We start from the raw sequence: 16718 nt of genomic DNA on the forward strand, positions 1-16718 counted from the left end.
TGTTTGGGGGTTATCCCAATAGGTTGATTCTAATCTGTTTGATGATTTCTTGTCCTAACTCTAACTTAGAAGCGAGAGGTAACGCCTTTTCGCCACCTTGCCAAAATAGGTGCAAAGCGTTGTCGTTGCTATTAAACCCTTGCCCCGGCAGAGAGACATCATTGGCACAGATCATATCTAAGTTTTTACGACTTAGTTTGGAGCGAGCGTAGGTTTCCACATCTTGAGTCTCTGCTGCAAAGCCAACAGTAAAAGGTCGGTTCTCTTTTAAATTGGCAACGGCTGCAACGATATCTGGATTTTTCACCATATGAATGGTCATTGAGTCGACATCATCGGTTTTTTTCAACTTTTGATCCGCAATCTGAGCCGGGCGGTAATCCGCGACAGCAGCACAGCTAATGAAAACATCATGACTCGTTGCATGTTCTAGTGCGGCATCATGCATCTGTTGTGCGCTAGAAACATTAATTCGATCTACATTCGTAGGAGTGCTAAGGGAAACCGGGCCGCTGATCAGTGTGACTTTTGCCCCTTGTTCTGCCGCAGATTGAGCAATCGCGTAACCCATTTTTCCAGAGCTATGGTTGGTAATATAGCGGACAGGATCAATCGCTTCGCAGGTTGGGCCTGCAGTGATCAAGATTGATTTTCCTTGCAGAGCTTTAGGTTGAAAAAATGCTTCACAGTGATGCACTAACTGCATAGGTTCGAGCATGCGCCCTGGGCCAACATCTCCACAAGCTTGCTCACCAGCCGCTGGACCCCAAATAGTCATACCACGGCGCTGTAATGTGGCGATGTTCTCTTGAGTCGCGAGGTTTTGATACATTTGCTGATTCATTGCAGGAGAGACCGCAATCGGTGAATCTGTCGCAAGAACCAGAGTGCTCAATAAATCATTGCCCATGCCAGCAGCCATACGAGCAATGAGATCGGCAGTCGCAGGGGCCAATAAAATGAGATCCGCCCATTTGGCTAACTCAATGTGTCCCATCGAGGCTTCAGCTGAAGGGTCAAGCAAGCTACTTGATACTGGTCTGCCAGATACGGCCTGCATGGTGAGCGGAGTGATAAACTCTTTCGCTGCTTTTGTCATCACGACTTGAACGTCAGCACCGCGTTCGATGAGGCGTCTTGTGAGTTCTGCACATTTATAGGCTGCAATACCGCCACTTATTCCAAGTAGGATTTTTTTTCCAGCAAGTGTTTTCATCAATTATTCTCCAGATTTATCTCAGGATTTTATCACAGACATTTGATTATTTTTGCTCTTCTTATGGATAAAAGAGGAACAAGTCAAAGCAATAGGATGCGGTTTATTCAAATTTATAGAAAGATCGGCTTACTCACAGATATTCCTAAATGTGAAGGCATGATATTGATAATCAAACAATAACAACAATAGGAATATCAATGTTACTTGCGCTAAAAAGTAAAACGAAACTGCTGCTTCTCACGGTCATTCCTCTTATAACCATTACCGCTTTGGTGACTCTGGTTTACTACTGGAACGGAACTAAGAGCCTAGATATTGAAGCAGAAGAGTATCGTACTGAACTCGTGGACACGAAAAAAAGCGAGCTACAAGCCTACTTAATGATGGGCGTGACCGCCGTTAGTGAGTTGTATGACTCCGATATCAATGGTGAAAATCGAGCTCAAGCAAAGGCGATTCTTAAAGCGATGCGCTTTGAAAGTGATGGCTACTTCTTTGCTTATGATTCTCAAGGGGTCAATACGCTTCATGCGATCAAACCACAATTAGAGGGAAAAAATCTTTATGGCTTAAAAGATGAGAACGGTGTGCCCGTTATTGCTGGTTTAATTGACGCGTCTAAAAATGGCGATGGTTTTCTCTATTTTTCGTGGCATAAACCATCGATAGATAAACAAGCTCCGAAATTAGGTTATGCGGAATACATGCCTAAATGGGATTGGGTGTTAGGCACAGGTATCTATATTGATGACATTGATCAGCAAGTGTCGATGTATCGGTTAGATAGAGAGAACCAACTGAAAGAGCATACACTTTCTGCTATTGGGTTATCGTCTGTCGGTTTGTTGCTTACTATCCTGATCGTGAGCTTTTTTGTGTCAAAAGGCATTGCACCATTGCAGCATATCGTGGATTCGTTAAAAGATGTGGCGGCTGGAGATGGCGACTTAACTGCCCGATTAAAAGTAGAGAGCCAAGATGAGATTGGTGATGTCGCGTTAGCATTTAATGAATTCATGGATAAGTTACATCCTCTTATTCAAGATATTCGACAATCGGCAGAATCTGTCCAGCAAGCTGCGAGCGATTTAGACAGTCAAACATGTGGTGCCAGCAGTCAGATGCAAACCCACTGCCTTGAAACCGACAAAGTGGTTACTGCTGTGACTGAAATGAGTGCGACCTCTCGTGAGGTGGCCAATAATACCAATGCGACTTCAAGTGCGATTGAATCAGCAAATCGTCAAATTTCAGATGCTCAAGAAGAGGTCGATTTGGCTATTAACGGGATCGAAAGCTTAGTGAGTGAAGTGAACACCACTTCTGAAGCGATTCAGGCATTAAGCCAGCAAACTGAAAAAATCACCAATGTATTGCAAGTGATCGGTGAGATTGCGGGTCAGACAAATCTGTTGGCCTTGAATGCTGCGATTGAAGCGGCAAGGGCTGGCGAGCAGGGTCGTGGTTTTGCTGTGGTGGCGGATGAGGTGCGCTCGTTGGCAAGCCGTACCCAAAACAGTACTCAAGAGATAAGTGAAATGCTGCAGTCTTTACATTCAGGGGTGAGTTTAGCGGTTAGCACCATGAATTCCAGCCAAGAGCGCGGTAATCAAACTGTCGCGGAGTCCGTGCAAATTCGAGATAGCTTGATGGGAATTCAGCAAGCGGTCGGGACTATTCAAGATATGGGGATTCAAACCGCCTCTGCTGCCGAGCAACAAAGTGCTGTTGCGGAAGATATTAATCAGAACTTAGTGTCGATTCAGCATATTGTTAATGAGTTAAGTGGGAACTTGCAGCAATCTGAAACGATCAGTGCAACGCTGTCAGAATCCGGTAAGCAAATGAGCGCTTTGGTCGGACACTTTAAGCTATAACTCTCTATCTTAGTTAATTATCAATTACATTAAACATTAGATCCTCTCTAATAACGGCGAAGGAAAATTGCAACCTTCGCCGAATCTGTTTCCTATAGTGAAAACTTAGGGAGCTTATATGAGCCTAAAATCCATTCCAGCTGAATCTATGCCACGTGAGAAGTTACTCAATCATGGCCCCCACTCACTCACTGATGCAGAGCTACTGGCTATTTTTCTACGCACGGGCACGAAAGGAATGAATGTGCTTGAGCTTGCCGACTTTTTGATTAAAGACTTTGGATCGCTTCGGCGGCTCTTTTCCTCTACTGAAGAGGAGTTCTGCAGCCACAAGGGACTTGGCACTGCAAAATATGTCCAGTTACAAGCCATTGTAGAGATGACCCAACGCTATTTAGCAGAAACGCTAAAGCGGGGAGATGCACTAACGAGCCCGGAGCAGACGAAGCTTTATCTATCGAGTGTGTTGCGAGATCGGCAGAGAGAAGCGTTCTATATATTGTTTCTAGACAACCAGCATCGTGTCATTCGTGATGAAGTGATGTTTGAAGGAACGATTGACGCTGCGTCTGTGTATCCAAGAGAAGTGGTTAAACGTGCCCTTTATCATAATTCTGCCGCTTTAATACTGGCACATAACCATCCAAGTGGTGTTGCAGAGCCCAGTCAGGCGGATCGAAGAATCACCAGAAGGCTGTGTGAAGCGATGGAACTTGTTGATATTCGGATACTTGATCACTTTGTTGTAGGGGATGGAGAGGTCGTCTCTTTTGCCGAAAGAGGGTGGATGTAAACATGACGTAGATCTATTTCACATTTTAGGTTGTGACATCGTCAGAATCTGCTATTATTCGCCCACTAATTTTTGAACCTAAATCAGCTCAATTACTCATTGAAAGCCGCCTTGCTCAAAAAAAGATCACGAAATCCGTCAAAAGGATCTGTTCGGGTCTTGAGCAATGCATATCAAGTTAGTATAATGCGCGACCTTTGATAGCCTTGAATGGATTTTCCATAATGGTTTTACCTCTATTTTCATAATTGATAGAGAGGTTCGGCCACCAAGGTTGATATCGAGCTGAAACGATTTGGAGAGACATTCATGTCCCGAGTATGCCAAGTAACTGGTAAGCGTCCAGTAACGGGTAACAACCGTTCGCACGCACGAAATGCTACCAAGCGTCGTTTTCTGCCGAACCTACAAACTCACCGTTTTTGGGTAGAGAGCGAAAAACGTTTTGTTAAACTACGTCTAACTGCTAAAGGCATGCGTATTATTGATAAGAAAGGCATCGATGCTGTTCTTGTTGATATCCGTGCACGTGGCGAAAACGTTTAAGAGGAATTAAGCAATGGCTAAAGGCATTCGTGAGAAAATCCGTCTAGTATCTTCTGCTGGAACAGGTCACTTCTACACAACTGACAAAAACAAGCGTAACATGCCAGGCAAATTTGAGATCAAGAAATTTGATCCAGTAGTTCGCCAGCACGTTATGTACAAAGAAGCTAAAATCAAGTAATTGATTTCCTTCGATGTAAATAGATAAAAACCCAGCTTTCGAGTTGGGTTTTTTTATACCCAAAATTCAAGTTTCGCTTATCGGCAACACTCTTATTTCTATTATGGTGTTAATGAGCTTCAGACTCTCGATGAGATTTTGTTCGTTCCAATGTTTCTATGTTAAATTTACTCTCATACCGAATAGATGATCTTATTAAATATGATCGTTTTTGCCGACTTTAGCCGCAAGGAGCAGCCATTGAATCGCCCAGCCCGTCGCCGTCGTTGGAACAATATCTTAATTTTAAGTGTTGTTGCTTTCATGGCGGTGTTAAACCTACCTTCGGTGATTAAAACTTATTTAGTAGAAGAGCCGATCAGTCGTTATCCCTATTTACTGGATCCAAACAGTGACGTTCAGGCATTGCACTTTAATCAATGGTCATTAGAGCAAAACCAAGGGCGATGGCGATCAAGCTTGCCAACAGAAGTCGCTCCGGAAGCGTTAGTTGAAAGGTGGCGTGATCTGGTTGGAACTAACGTTGATTCAGAGACTTACAATGGTTTGAAACCACTGTTGAATAACCCTAAAACGGTTGAAGTGTGGTATGAAGATCAGGAAGAGCCTCAGAGGATCACTTACTATCAAGCGCCTCAATTTTGGTTATTAAAAAATTGGCAAGGTGAGTGGATTGCGATCTCGGTAGAGAAAGATTTCCTATTCCCTATGGAGGCCAGTGAATAACCATGCCTGAATTACCAGAAGTTGAAGTCAGTAAAATGGGAATTTCGCCTCACCTAGTGGGTGAAACCATTGATAAGATTATTGTTCGCCAGCCCAAACTGCGCTGGCCGATACCGGAAGAGATTCATTTATTGCATGGCAAAGTGGTCAAAAGCATTACTCGTCGTGCGAAATACTTGTTAATTAATACCGATGAAGGCTCTGCGATAGTCCATTTGGGTATGTCGGGATCATTACGAGTTCTCGACAATGATTTTCCTGCAGATAAACATGATCATGTGGATCTCAAATTAACCAATGGAAAAGTACTTCGTTATAACGATCCACGACGCTTTGGTGCTTGGTTGTGGTGTGCACCTGGTGAATCTCATTCCGTTCTAGATAATTGTGGGCCTGAACCGTTAACTGATGATTTTTATCCTGAGTATGTAATGGATAAAGCGAAAAAAAAGCGGGTTGCGGTGAAACAATTCATTATGGATAACAAAGTGGTGGTTGGCGTCGGTAATATCTACGCTAACGAATCACTCTTTAATGCTCACATTCATCCTTTACGACCTGCAAATAGCCTTTCTCTGCTTGAATGGACTCGATTCGTTCATGACATTAAGCAAGTACTTGCTACCGCAATTAAGCAAGGTGGGACAACGCTAAAAGATTTTTCTCAAGCGGATGGTAAACCGGGGTATTTTGCTCAAGAGTTGCAAGTTTATGGTAAAGGTGGAGAGCCGTGTCCTAAATGTGGGTCAATACTGCAAGAGCAAAAAATTGCCCAACGTAATACTTTTTTCTGTGAAGGGTGCCAGAAGTGAACCTCACATAAACAAGATTAAATAATGTGCTATATTGCAGAGCTTAAAATATTTGAATTATATCTACACCTTATAAGTGATTTATCATGAACTTCCAGCATAATTTTCGCCACCTGATTCGAGTGATCTCGACCTTGGTTTTGGGTGGCCTTATCCTCTTGTCTCTCGCCCGTGGTCTTTTCTTTAGCCAAATTGTTGAATTTGAGCAATTGGTTGGTTTAAGTAGTGATGTGTGGCAAGCCTTTATTGTTGGAGCTCGATTTGATGCGAAAATTGTCTCTATCGCTTTTGCGCCTCTATTACTTATTGGGTTGAGTGTTGGTGCTTTCCCAAAGGTATATCAACGTTTCTCTCGTGGTATTCCAAGTTATGTCGCTCTTATTTTCTTTCTCTTAGCGGCCTTCTCAATCGGTAATTACTATTACTATGTGACATATGGTAGCTACATTGATGTTTTCGTGTTTGGTTTGTTTGATGATGATACGAAAGCCGTGCTGGAAAATGCGTGGGAAGATTACCCGATAATTCACTCATTTTTAGCGTCAATTGCTATTTCTGCTTTAGCATTTCTAGGTACCGCTAAGCTGTTACGCCGAGCGGAAAAGTGGCAGTGGAGTAAGCGTCATTGGGCCGTTACTACTGTCTCTGTTGTGTTGACTATTTTAGTCTATGTGGTGATTGCTCGTGGTTCGATTGGTACTTTGCCGCTTAAGCGTTATCACGCGAATGTTTCTCAGTACAAAGCGTTGAACATAATTACTCCCAATGCATTTATGGCGCTCGATTGGGCAAAAAGTGACTATAAGAAGCAGTCCAAATTTGAACCTATTTCAGCCGAAGCCGTTGAAGCTCAGATGTTGAAAGTGTTAGGCCAACCAACCCCAGTTTATCAAACCCCTAAAAATGATTATTTAGAAGCAAATAAGCCCAACGTTGTAATGGCGTTGATGGAAGGGATGGGGATGAATGTTCTTATTGAGGATGACGCGAGTAATAACGACCTACTTGGCTCGTTACGTGAAGGCTTTGAGCAAGATTTTGTATTTAAGCGCTTTCTTGCCGGAACATCCGCAACCATTGATAGCATCGTCATGATGCTGTTCCACAGTAATATACCGACCATTAGCCATTCAAGTGCTCAGAAGGTGGTGCTACCAAGTTCGGCGGTATTGCCTTATAAACAGGCTGGTTACGAAGTGGTGTTTATTTATGGCGGCAACAGTATGTGGCGTAATTTGGCGAATTATTTACCGCGCCAAGGTTTTGATACGGTTTACGATGAAAACAGCATCAAAAAAGCGTTCCCAGCGGCAGAAGAGTACGCTGATACTTGGGGTGTTCCCGATGAGTATACGTTCAAGTTTGCTCGTAAGTTACTAGATGAAGCTGAAAAACCCTTGATGATTTACATCATGACGGTAACCAATCATTCTCCATTTAGAGCGCCAGCTGATTATCAGCCTAAGCCAGTGAAAGTAAGCGAACGGTTAACAACACTGCTTGGGCCTATGGAAGATCAAGCGCATGCTTTACTGGAAACGTATCAGTATTCGAATGATTCACTAGGCCAATTTGTTCAAGGGATTAAAGGCTCTGAGTTAGGAAGTAAGACGATTGTAGCCGCGTCTGGTGATCACCGTGTGCGATATCTAGAAACAGAGACGGCGAGTGAGTTTGGCTTAACATTTGGCGTTCCATTTTATATGTATGTGCCAGATGTGATATTGGAACATTCTGATTATCGTTTTGATCGTAATCGAATCGGTTCCCATCGAGATGTTTTTCCTACGTTGTATAATTTTAGTTTATCGGATCAATCTTACGTCTCTCTGGGAGGTGAGAATTTGTTGTCATCCAATGCGATTAGTAATATTGGCTATAACGCATCTCGAAGTGTCCATGGCCTAGGTTCTTATGCTAATTCTCAGCCTGAAAAGTTATATCCATGGAAAGATTTATCCAGTTTGAAGTCTGATCCAGTGACGACGGAAAATGTAGATGCGGATTGGAGTGAAGAATATCGTAAGCTTCAGGACTACTATTTACGTTCACAGGTAGTTATTGGTAAAGACAATTAAGAGAAGTTAGAGGCACAGTTTTAAAACAAAGCTGTGCCTTTACAGTTTTTTGCTTTTTGCTTTTTGCTTTTTGCTTTTTGCTTTTTGCTAATCGCCATTTTTAGCGTGTAGAGCATCCGCAATTATTTTAGGTACAAACTGCGATACATCACCACCATGGATGGCAACTTCTCTAACAATGGTTGAAGAGATGAAAGAGTACTCTTCTGCTGGCGTTAAAAACACACTCTCAAGCCCTGGCATTAGGCGGCGATACATATTCGTAAGACCAAATTCGTACTCAAAATCGACGGTGGTACGTAAGCCTCGGATCAGCACATTCGCATTGACCTGTTTTGCAAAGTCCACCATTAACCCGCTGAAGCCTTGAGCTGAAACGTTATCTAGGTGTTGGGTTATTTGTTTACAGAACTCAACACGCTCTTCCAAGGTAAACATGGTGTTTTTGCTTGGACTTGCCGCGACCGCAATAATGACCTCATCAAACATACTGGCCGCGCGTTCGATTAAATCCAAATGACCGTTAGTCATAGGATCAAACGTTCCTGGGTATAAAACTTTTTTGGTCATCATCCACGCTCTATTTGTTGATATATGATTTCATATTCTTGTGCTGTTGTTTCTATTTCAAACTTAATTAAGTTGTTCTTGGCGCCTAACTTGAGTTGCTCATAGAGTTCGTCAGATTGTTTGATCTTTTGTATGAGTTGACTCAGTTGCGCAGCATCCCCTACATCAAATAATAATCCAGAAACGCTATCTTGGATTACGTCAGGTATCCCTCCGGCTTTGGAGCCTATAACAGGAAGGCCTGCAGCCATCGCTTCAAGAATTACCGATCCCATCCCTTCAGTGTAGGAGGTATGAATTAATAAATCTGCCGCCTCGAACCAATCTCCAATATTCGGTTGATTGCCTACTAAAGATACGTTGCCGATATCATGTGCTAACTGCTGAAGTGATTCTTCTTCTGGCCCATCGCCAAGCAAAGCAAAGTGGATATCTGTTTGAGATTGCAGCTCTTTTGCCGCGTTTATCGCGACATCAAACCCCTTATGAGGGTACATTTTAGCGGCTTTTATGACTAAAAATTTATGGCTAAACTGCTCTCTTATTTTTTGTACAGCAACAGGATCGTAGGAATAACGCGCAGGAGAATCGGGAATGAAAGAACACTTAGCATCAGGATGACGCCCTAATACCACTTCAACTACTTTATTACTCACACCGGTAATATGAGCAGCAGCAGCATATGCCATCCGTGATAATCTTTTGTTTTTTAATGGGTTATCAATTCTTCTTGTTATTATATATTGAGTTCCAAACAACAATTTTTGTATATACGCCCAGTAGATAGCTCGCCCTTCATGGACATGCATCACCGTGCAATCATTAGTAATACATCGCCTATGATTGAATAAAAAATGTTTGGTAGGAAATAACCGACATGGCAATTTTTTTACTTCATCATAAAAAGGGCTTCTGGGGTGAGCAACAACTGTTATGTCATAACCCATTTCAATTTGGTGTTTAATTAGCACTAAATTTTGTCTTTCACCACCACTAAACCCCGTTGCTAAGTTAACATGGCAAATGTGCATGTTTGATCCTTATTTATCAATAATTTGAGCGTGGTTTTAGAATGCTTGATCAGGTTTTTTAGCCGATGTTCGGATCCACAAATCCGCATATTTGATGATGGTATAGTGCGTTGATAGAAGCGAAAGTAGTAATCCTTGTTTGCCGTCGAGAAAACCAGCTTTAATGATATACATTTTAATGAAACAGGCGATGGAATGAGTAATGATTTGAGAAAATCGTCCTTTCTTACCTTGTTTTGCTTTATCTGCACTCCAGGCTAAAGCATACGAGTTCGACTTCCTTAAATAATGCTGTAAATCATTATAAGTAAAGTGGATGGCATCTCCATCGAGTTGCTTTATCTGCATCCCCTGAGTAACTTCCACTTTTTCGTGAACTTGAGCATCGTTGTATTGGGTAAGTTGCGTTGGGTAGAGACGAACAACATTGTCAGGATACCAACCACAATGGCGGATATAGCGACCAAACACCCAATTTAGACGGCAGATACTATATAACGTATTCTTTTCATTAGTACTTACGGCTTGCTGGATGCTCTGCTTTAGTTCTGGAGTGACTCGCTCATCAGCATCTAGCCATAACACGAAATCGGACTCTATATACTGCTGAGCGACTCTTCGTTGAGGCCCAAATCCAGGCCAATTCTCATTAACATAAAATTTGTCGGTGTATTTAAGGGCGACATTTTTCGTGTCATCACTGCTGCCTGAATCTAAGATTACGATTTCATCAACCCAATCAGTGACAGTTCGCAAGCAGGCATCAAGATTTTGTGCTTCGTTTTTAACGATAAGTGCAACTGCGATGGTAGGTGTATTGCTATTGGGCATCTGAGTCGTTACCTTTTGTTATTTGTTCAAATGACTGGATTACTGCTTCAAGTGAAATCTCTGCCATCACGTGATCACCTTTTACTCGAGTGCTCCAAGCTAATTGCTCGACAGGTTTATTGTGTTGTTGCTCTGCGAATAAATCATAGACGCTAACCACATTGTGTAAATTATTATATGGGCCTGTTCGTTTTGGATTACTGTGTCCATACAAGCCGATCACCGGAGTGCCTTGAGTGGTGGCTAGATGAGCAGGGCCAGAGTCGGGCGCTAAAACTAAATCTGCAAGCTTAATCACAGCCGTCAGCTGTTTTAATGTGGTCTTCCCGACTAAGTTAAGAGCACTATGTTTCATCTTGCTTTGAATGGCTTGCGTGAGCGTTTGTTCTCTTTGTGAAGGCGATCCGCATAAAGCCACTTGATACCCCTGATCAATCACATGATCTGCGAATTGAGCATAACGCTCTGTTAGCCAATTGCGTTCGTCTTTACTGGCCGCAGGACAAATTAAAATTGTGGGTAATTGCTGGAGAAGCTTGTTGGCAGCATCAAAATCCTGCTGAGTAATCGGCAGTTGCCAGTTGGGATCACTTGGTGGCACGCCTAAATAATGAATAAAAGAGAAAAAACTATCGAGTACATGTTGTGATTGAGTATCCGGTATTTTTTTATTGGTAAATAGCCATTGTCCTTCTTTGGCACGTTTAAAATTAAATCCCACTTTATACTTGGCTTTGATGCCAGTCGTTAGAAAGCTGGCTCTTAATGCTAACTGCATGTGAACTAAAGCATCAAACTTGCGGTCTTTTAATTGTTTCCATACTTGCCTCATGCCCGCGAGGCCGGTTTTCTTGTCAAAAACAATGAGCTCAACACCATCGAGGCCGTCAAGTAGCTGAGCTTCTACTTTACCGATAATCCAAGTAATTTTTGTCTCAGGCCAATGGCTTTGCAAAGCTTGGATCGCTGAAACGGCATGGCAAACATCACCAATAGCGGAAAGCCGTAAAAAACAGACAGAATCAGGCGCTTGAGAAAAGAGAGGCATAACGAAGGCTCATAAAATTAATTGGCTAAGATTATGCAGATAGACGAGATAAATGTAAAATAGCGCGCACTAGACCTATTTAACAAAAGACAGAATAGAGAACTATGACACAGGTGAATCAAGGAAAACCGGGTAATACTGGTATTAAGCGTGTAATTAAGGCCACTGGTTACTCTATACAGGGGTTAAAAGCCGCTTTTAAGCATGAAGCAGCCATTCGTCAAGAGCTTGGTTTATTAGTGGTTGCTATTCTGCTGTTATGTTGGCTTGATGTGACGATGTTAGAACGCATTGTGATGTTAAGTTCAGTTGTGCTTGTGTTGATTGTGGAGTTGATTAACTCTGCGATTGAAGCGGTTGTCGATCGTATCGGCGTTGAGCACCATGAACTCAGTGGCCGAGCAAAGGATATCGGTTCTTCTGCGGTTTTAGTTGCATTGGTTCTCGCCGGTTTTATTTGGCTGACGATCATTGTTAGCCATTACTTTCATTTATAGCACTGACTTAATTATCGGTTTATAGCACCTAATATGATTCAACATATCGTAATGGCTAACCAAGCATTTTGGTTTGATGACCAACTACTCAAAGAACCGGTTGAACGTGTTTTCGACGCGGAATATTGGCATGAACAAAGCAAAGTAACAGGTAGTGCGACTGGTCGAGGAACGACTTGGTTTGTGCAGCTTGAAACTATGCAAGCTGCTTTGCGCCATTATCGACGTGGTGGCTTGTTTGGTAAGTTAGTTAAGGATCAGTACTGGTTTACTGACTGGAACCTGTCGCGTAGTGCTGAAGAATTTAACCTACTCCATCTGTTAATTGATGCTGGCGTAAATGTACCTAAGCCAATCGCAGCACGCGTGACAAAAATGGGCTTAACCTATAAAGCCGATTTATTAAGTGAAAAAATACCCAACGCCAAGGATTTAGTGGATATATTACAAATAAGATCATTGAGCAGAGATGAATATGTTTCTATTGGCTGCGAAGTCGCGAAAATGCATCAGGCAAACGTGAATCACACCGATCTTAATATCCACAATATCTTAATCGATGGGCAGAACAAGGTGTGGATTATCGATTTCGATAAATGTGCCCAAGAGCCGGTCGCATCAAATGGGAAATGGAAGCAAAGTAACCTAGATCGTTTGCTGCGCTCGTTTAAGAAAGAACAGAAAAAACGTAATATTCAATGGGACGAACCTGAGTTCCAGTATTTATTTAGTGGCTATCAGCGCGGTGCTGGTCGTCAATCATCACGTTCAGTATAGGAAGATTCAATGCCGTTTAAGCAAAAACTCCATGCGCATGGCTGGTTTATTCTCTTTAATGCGCTAGTGGCCATTGCGATTGCTTGCCGTTACTACGCATTTTTACCTGAGTTCCCATCCGACTCTCTTACTATTGTGTTTCTGTTCGCTGGAACCTTTAGCCAAATGGTATTGCTCGCGGCATTGATCGGTTTGATCTCTATGCCTGCTTTGCTGTTGCCTAAGCGTGGTAGAAACCTTGTTCAAGCGGTTATTGCTTCCTTAGGCATTGCTGTTTTGTTCATTGATACGATTGTCTTTGCCCAATACCGTTTTCATATAAATGCGGTCGTTCTTGACCTTGTATTGTCTGGACAGGTGGTGAGTTTTCCATTAGTGACGTGGTTAACCGTTATTGGTGGCGTGTTGGTTTTGCTTGCTGCTCAATTTGCAGTAGTAACTTGGCTAGAACGCAGTAATAACCCAGTGAGACAAGCGCCATTAAATCGTTACAAACTCGGTAAGAAATTTGCTTGGGTGACGTTTATTACGTTATTAATAACCAATGTTACCCATATCTGGGCGGCGGCAAATGTTTATCAGCCTGTCACTATGGTTAAGCGTTACCTTCCGGTTTTTTATCCTGCAACAGCAAACTCGTTTATGGAAAAAAGAGGTTGGATCGATCTCAAAGCAATCCAACAACAAAAAGCGATGAGTATTCGTCCGAAAAGTGACTTAAATTATCCACTGACGCCAGTGAAATTTAATGCTGTAGAAGCACCAACCAATATCTTACTCGTTGTAGTCGATTCATGGAGAGCGGATACCTTTAACGCAGATAACACACCATATATGTGGGAATACGCGAAAAATGGTGTAATGTTCCAGGATCATATCGCAACCGGTAACGCTACTCGTACTGGTATCTTTGGTCTATTTTATGGGCTGCCTGGAACTTATTGGCACGGCTTCCTTGCCAACCAACAGTCACCAGTATTGGTTGATAGATTACAAGAGCTTGATTACCAACTAGGTCTATTCTCAGCTGCTCGCCTAACGAGCCCAGAGTTCCACCAAACTGTATTCGTAAATGTGCCAGATATACGCGTTACCTCTATTGGTCGATCCCCATCCGCTCGTGATAAACGTTTAACGGAAGATTGGATGGATTGGTATGATAAACGCGATAAAAGTAAGCCAGCATTTTCATTCTTATTTTATGATGCGCCACACGGCTATGACTTCCCGGCTGATTTTGAGCATAAATATGAGCCGATGATTGATAGGGTTGATTATCTTGAACTAGATAATGATTCTGATAGAGAAGGTTTCATTAATCGCTACAAAACCAGTGTTCGTTATGTCGATACCCAAGTGAAACGTGCTTTAGATAAGCTCAAAGCGGCAGGTGATTTGGAAAATACACTTGTTATTATCACTGGTGATCACAGCCAAGAGATGAATGACAACAAACAAAACTACTGGGGACACAACAGCAACTTCACTCGCGCTCAAACCCATGTGCCATTTGTGATGTTCGGCCCAGGCGTCAGTTCTGTTGGTCAATTGGCTGATAATGCGAAACTGACCACTTCCCATGAAGATGTAGCTCCTACATTAATGAACCATTATTTAGGGTCAACGGGTGAAGTTGAAAGCTACTCTACAGGTGCTGATTTGTTTGGTGACAAGGTGAAACGCGACTGGATCATGAGTTCAAGTTACAGTGGATACGCTATTATCTATGATGATGTGATCATTGAAGTAAATGGTACGGGGCAATCTCAAATTCTTGATAGCTCTTATCGACCACTAAAAGGCGAAACCATGAACTATCAATACGTCCAGCAAGCGCTCGAGAAGATCAGTCGTTTTAGGAAGTAGTTTTTTTAATACAAGCAATCGTAATTACGGCCCTTACTACGCATCTAATTTTCAGTAAGGGCGGTAGATATAGTGATACAAAAGCTGGAATTAAGAGGTCAATGAATGCGTGATTTTACCCAATGGGAAGTCATTGGAAAGGGTAGAGAACGAACTTGTTATCAGGATCCTGAGGATAAATCCCGTTGTATAAAAGTGAGCCGTAAGAGCAACGCAAAGCAATCTTTGAAAGAGATCAAATATTTTAGTTTATTGAATAAAAAATCATGCCCTTTTACACATATCCCGAAAATGTATCAGGTTATAGAACAAGCTGATCTAATAGGTGTGGAGCAAGAGGTGATACTCGATGACTCTGGATCTATCTCTAAAACATTGCACTTCTATATTGTTGAAGAAAGAACTTATGCAGAAATGGATGCATTTTATGAGCAGTTAGCGATATTCAGAGATTACTTAATAGAAAACCATATTATCCCTAGTGATTTGGTTATGAGTAACCTGCTTGTCAGGCAAAAGAACGATGAGCTAAGAATTTATATGATAGATGGTTTTGGTGCTGCAGAATTCATTCCTTTATCAAACTATATTCCGTGGCTAGGCCGAAGGAAAATAGAAAGAAAATGGGAGCAGTTTATGAGTAAATTGCTAAACCCGTCGGTGAAGACATACCAAAAAGATTTTTATACTCGATATATTGAAACTTAAGCATCACCGCTCATAAATTAGAGATCTGATGATTTCCATCATCAAGGTGACGATCCACTTATTCGATAATCAAAAAAACTATAAGGTTTGACATGAAGATTTTAGTTACCGGAGGTGCCGGCTTTATAGGTTCAGCCGTTGTGCGCCATATAATTAATGCAACGAGTGATACCGTGGTGAATCTAGATAAGCTTACCTACGCTGGTAATTTAGATTCCCTTGCCGATATTATGGATAATCCTCGTTATTCATTTGAGCAGGTTGATATATGTGACAGAGAATCTCTTGATCAAGTTTTTAGTCAACATCAACCAGATCTGGTAATGCACCTTGCCGCAGAATCGCATGTTGATCGCTCAATTGATGGACCAGCAGCCTTTATTGAAACGAATATTTTAGGCACGTATACCTTACTTGAAGCTGCTCGCCGCTATTGGTTACAGCTTAATGATACCCGCAAGTCAGCTTTTAAATTCCACCACATCTCAACAGATGAAGTCTATGGTGACCTAGAAGGCACGGATGATCTATTTACAGAAAACACATCATATGCTCCAAGTAGCCCTTATTCTGCATCAAAAGCTTCCAGCGATCATTTAGTTCGAGCTTGGCAGCGGACTTATGGTTTCCCCACTCTTGTGACTAATTGTTCAAATAACTATGGACCTTATCACTTTCCAGAAAAGCTGATTCCTCTAATGATCTTAAATGCTCTTGAGGGAAAGCCACTTCCTGTATATGGCAACGGAATGCAAATTCGAGATTGGTTATATGTCGAAGATCATGCTCGTGCGCTATATAAAGTGGTGACAGAAGGAGAGGTTGGTGAAACCTACAATATTGGTGGTCATAACGAAAAAGCGAACATAAAAGTCGTTCAAACTATTTGTTCGCTTCTAGAAGAGTTGCGACCTAATAAGCCACAAGGTGTAGCGCATTATCAAGATTTAATTACCTATGTAACAGACCGCCCTGGTCATGATGTTCGCTACGCAATTGATGCTACAAAAATTGCGAGTGAGTTGAATTGGACTCCGCAAGAGACTTTTGAATCCGGAATTCGTAAAACCGTTGAGTGGTATTTATCAAATAAAGAGTGGTGGAGCCGAGTGCTTGATGGCTCTTATAGCTTAGAGCGTTTAGGGGGAGGGCTGTAAA

The 16718-nt window shown here is 42.1% G+C and carries 17 protein-coding genes; 12 read left to right on the forward strand and 5 right to left on the reverse strand.

Translation table 11 applies throughout. The features are described from left to right. Positions 1–10: 10 nt before the first annotated feature. The gene (coaBC, locus tag L4C39_RS09845) at positions 11–1216 is read right to left on the reverse strand and encodes a bifunctional phosphopantothenoylcysteine decarboxylase/phosphopantothenate--cysteine ligase CoaBC (RefSeq protein ID WP_171756953.1); all 1206 of its coding nucleotides are present in this window, start codon (positions 1214–1216) and stop codon (positions 11–13) included. A gap of 200 nt (positions 1217–1416) precedes the next feature. Between coaBC and L4C39_RS09850 the strand changes: the two genes are divergently transcribed. The 7 genes from L4C39_RS09850 (at position 1417) to L4C39_RS09880 (ending at position 8232) form a co-directional block, all read left to right on the forward strand. Further along, on the forward strand, positions 1417–3096 hold the full coding sequence (locus L4C39_RS09850; protein ID WP_429745596.1) for a methyl-accepting chemotaxis protein: 1680 nt from the start codon (positions 1417–1419) through the stop codon (positions 3094–3096). Between the two features lie 118 nt (positions 3097–3214). After that, positions 3215–3889 carry a RadC family protein gene (radC, locus tag L4C39_RS09855; RefSeq protein WP_429745598.1) on the forward strand — a complete coding sequence of 225 codons (675 nt, stop codon included), beginning with the start codon at positions 3215–3217 and terminating at the stop codon, positions 3887–3889. 309 nt (positions 3890–4198) lie between these two features. After that, the gene (gene rpmB / locus L4C39_RS09860) at positions 4199–4435 is read left to right on the forward strand and encodes a 50S ribosomal protein L28 (RefSeq protein WP_004728407.1); all 237 of its coding nucleotides are present in this window, start codon (positions 4199–4201) and stop codon (positions 4433–4435) included. 13 nt (positions 4436–4448) lie between these two features. After that, a complete protein-coding gene (gene rpmG, locus L4C39_RS09865; RefSeq protein ID WP_002535344.1) occupies positions 4449–4616 on the forward strand; it encodes a 50S ribosomal protein L33 in 168 nt (55 codons plus the stop codon). Between the two features lie 201 nt (positions 4617–4817). Then, positions 4818–5342 (forward strand): hypothetical protein, encoded by a 525-nt coding sequence (locus tag L4C39_RS09870; RefSeq protein ID WP_429745874.1) that lies wholly within the window; start codon positions 4818–4820, stop codon positions 5340–5342. Positions 5343–5344: 2 nt separating this feature from the next. After that, a complete protein-coding gene (gene mutM, locus L4C39_RS09875; protein WP_429745603.1) occupies positions 5345–6154 on the forward strand; it encodes a bifunctional DNA-formamidopyrimidine glycosylase/DNA-(apurinic or apyrimidinic site) lyase in 810 nt (269 codons plus the stop codon). Between the two features lie 86 nt (positions 6155–6240). Next, positions 6241–8232: an LTA synthase family protein gene (locus L4C39_RS09880; protein WP_429745605.1), complete on the forward strand. Its 1992-nt coding sequence runs from the start codon at positions 6241–6243 to the stop codon at positions 8230–8232. An 87-nt stretch (positions 8233–8319) separates the two neighbouring features. Here the strand turns inward: L4C39_RS09880 and coaD are convergent, their stop codons facing one another. From coaD to L4C39_RS09900, 4 genes are read right to left on the reverse strand one after another with little or no spacing between them, the layout of a single operon-like run. Continuing rightward, on the reverse strand, positions 8320–8805 hold the full coding sequence (gene coaD, locus L4C39_RS09885) for a pantetheine-phosphate adenylyltransferase (protein ID WP_017052181.1): 486 nt from the start codon (positions 8803–8805) through the stop codon (positions 8320–8322). Continuing rightward, on the reverse strand, positions 8802–9833 hold the full coding sequence (locus L4C39_RS09890) for a glycosyltransferase family 4 protein (RefSeq protein WP_171756949.1): 1032 nt from the start codon (positions 9831–9833) through the stop codon (positions 8802–8804). Before L4C39_RS09890 ends, coaD begins: the two co-directional genes overlap by 4 nt. Before the next feature lie 36 nt (positions 9834–9869). Next, positions 9870–10664 (reverse strand): glycosyltransferase family 2 protein, encoded by a 795-nt coding sequence (locus L4C39_RS09895; RefSeq protein ID WP_136994051.1) that lies wholly within the window; start codon positions 10662–10664, stop codon positions 9870–9872. Further along, positions 10654–11712 carry a glycosyltransferase family 9 protein gene (locus L4C39_RS09900; RefSeq protein WP_429745609.1) on the reverse strand — a complete coding sequence of 353 codons (1059 nt, stop codon included), beginning with the start codon at positions 11710–11712 and terminating at the stop codon, positions 10654–10656. Before L4C39_RS09900 ends, L4C39_RS09895 begins: the two co-directional genes overlap by 11 nt. Before the next feature lie 104 nt (positions 11713–11816). Here L4C39_RS09900 and L4C39_RS09905 point away from each other — a divergent pair, with 104 nt between their 5' ends. The 5 genes from L4C39_RS09905 to rfbB all read left to right on the forward strand — a co-directional run bounded on the left by L4C39_RS09905 (position 11817) and on the right by rfbB (position 16717). Next, positions 11817–12209: a diacylglycerol kinase gene (locus L4C39_RS09905; RefSeq protein ID WP_371711847.1), complete on the forward strand. Its 393-nt coding sequence runs from the start codon at positions 11817–11819 to the stop codon at positions 12207–12209. A gap of 33 nt (positions 12210–12242) precedes the next feature. After that, the gene (locus tag L4C39_RS09910; protein WP_136994048.1) at positions 12243–12986 is read left to right on the forward strand and encodes a 3-deoxy-D-manno-octulosonic acid kinase; all 744 of its coding nucleotides are present in this window, start codon (positions 12243–12245) and stop codon (positions 12984–12986) included. Positions 12987–12995: 9 nt separating this feature from the next. Beyond that, positions 12996–14852 carry a DUF3413 domain-containing protein gene (locus tag L4C39_RS09915; protein ID WP_171756945.1) on the forward strand — a complete coding sequence of 619 codons (1857 nt, stop codon included), beginning with the start codon at positions 12996–12998 and terminating at the stop codon, positions 14850–14852. 105 nt (positions 14853–14957) lie between these two features. Next, on the forward strand, positions 14958–15560 hold the full coding sequence (locus tag L4C39_RS09920) for a YrbL family protein (protein ID WP_171756944.1): 603 nt from the start codon (positions 14958–14960) through the stop codon (positions 15558–15560). Positions 15561–15652: 92 nt separating this feature from the next. After that, complete coding sequence (gene rfbB, locus L4C39_RS09925) at positions 15653–16717, forward strand: dTDP-glucose 4,6-dehydratase (protein WP_429745613.1); 1065 nt, start codon at positions 15653–15655, stop codon at positions 16715–16717. Position 16718 lies beyond the last annotated feature (1 nt).

This window comes from Vibrio clamense (assembly GCF_050337905.1).
Taxonomy (GTDB): domain Bacteria; phylum Pseudomonadota; class Gammaproteobacteria; order Enterobacterales; family Vibrionaceae; genus Vibrio; species Vibrio cortegadensis.

Coding starts and splice junctions, on each gene's coding strand:
- L4C39_RS09900 (WP_429745609.1), bottom strand. CDS start 11,712: ATGCCTCTCTTTTCTCAAGCGCCTGATTCTGTCTGTTTTTTACGGCTT.
- L4C39_RS09850 (WP_429745596.1), top strand. CDS start 1,417: ATGTTACTTGCGCTAAAAAGTAAAACGAAACTGCTGCTTCTCACGGTC.
- L4C39_RS09895 (WP_136994051.1), bottom strand. CDS start 10,664: ATGCCCAATAGCAATACACCTACCATCGCAGTTGCACTTATCGTTAAA.
- L4C39_RS09910 (WP_136994048.1), top strand. CDS start 12,243: ATGATTCAACATATCGTAATGGCTAACCAAGCATTTTGGTTTGATGAC.
- radC (WP_429745598.1), top strand. CDS start 3,215: ATGAGCCTAAAATCCATTCCAGCTGAATCTATGCCACGTGAGAAGTTA.
- coaD (WP_017052181.1), bottom strand. CDS start 8,805: ATGATGACCAAAAAAGTTTTATACCCAGGAACGTTTGATCCTATGACT.
- L4C39_RS09890 (WP_171756949.1), bottom strand. CDS start 9,833: ATGCACATTTGCCATGTTAACTTAGCAACGGGGTTTAGTGGTGGTGAA.
- L4C39_RS09870 (WP_429745874.1), top strand. CDS start 4,818: ATGATCGTTTTTGCCGACTTTAGCCGCAAGGAGCAGCCATTGAATCGC.
- mutM (WP_429745603.1), top strand. CDS start 5,345: ATGCCTGAATTACCAGAAGTTGAAGTCAGTAAAATGGGAATTTCGCCT.
- L4C39_RS09905 (WP_371711847.1), top strand. CDS start 11,817: ATGACACAGGTGAATCAAGGAAAACCGGGTAATACTGGTATTAAGCGT.
- L4C39_RS09920 (WP_171756944.1), top strand. CDS start 14,958: ATGCGTGATTTTACCCAATGGGAAGTCATTGGAAAGGGTAGAGAACGA.
- L4C39_RS09880 (WP_429745605.1), top strand. CDS start 6,241: ATGAACTTCCAGCATAATTTTCGCCACCTGATTCGAGTGATCTCGACC.
- rpmB (WP_004728407.1), top strand. CDS start 4,199: ATGTCCCGAGTATGCCAAGTAACTGGTAAGCGTCCAGTAACGGGTAAC.
- coaBC (WP_171756953.1), bottom strand. CDS start 1,216: ATGAAAACACTTGCTGGAAAAAAAATCCTACTTGGAATAAGTGGCGGT.
- L4C39_RS09915 (WP_171756945.1), top strand. CDS start 12,996: ATGCCGTTTAAGCAAAAACTCCATGCGCATGGCTGGTTTATTCTCTTT.
- rfbB (WP_429745613.1), top strand. CDS start 15,653: ATGAAGATTTTAGTTACCGGAGGTGCCGGCTTTATAGGTTCAGCCGTT.
- rpmG (WP_002535344.1), top strand. CDS start 4,449: ATGGCTAAAGGCATTCGTGAGAAAATCCGTCTAGTATCTTCTGCTGGA.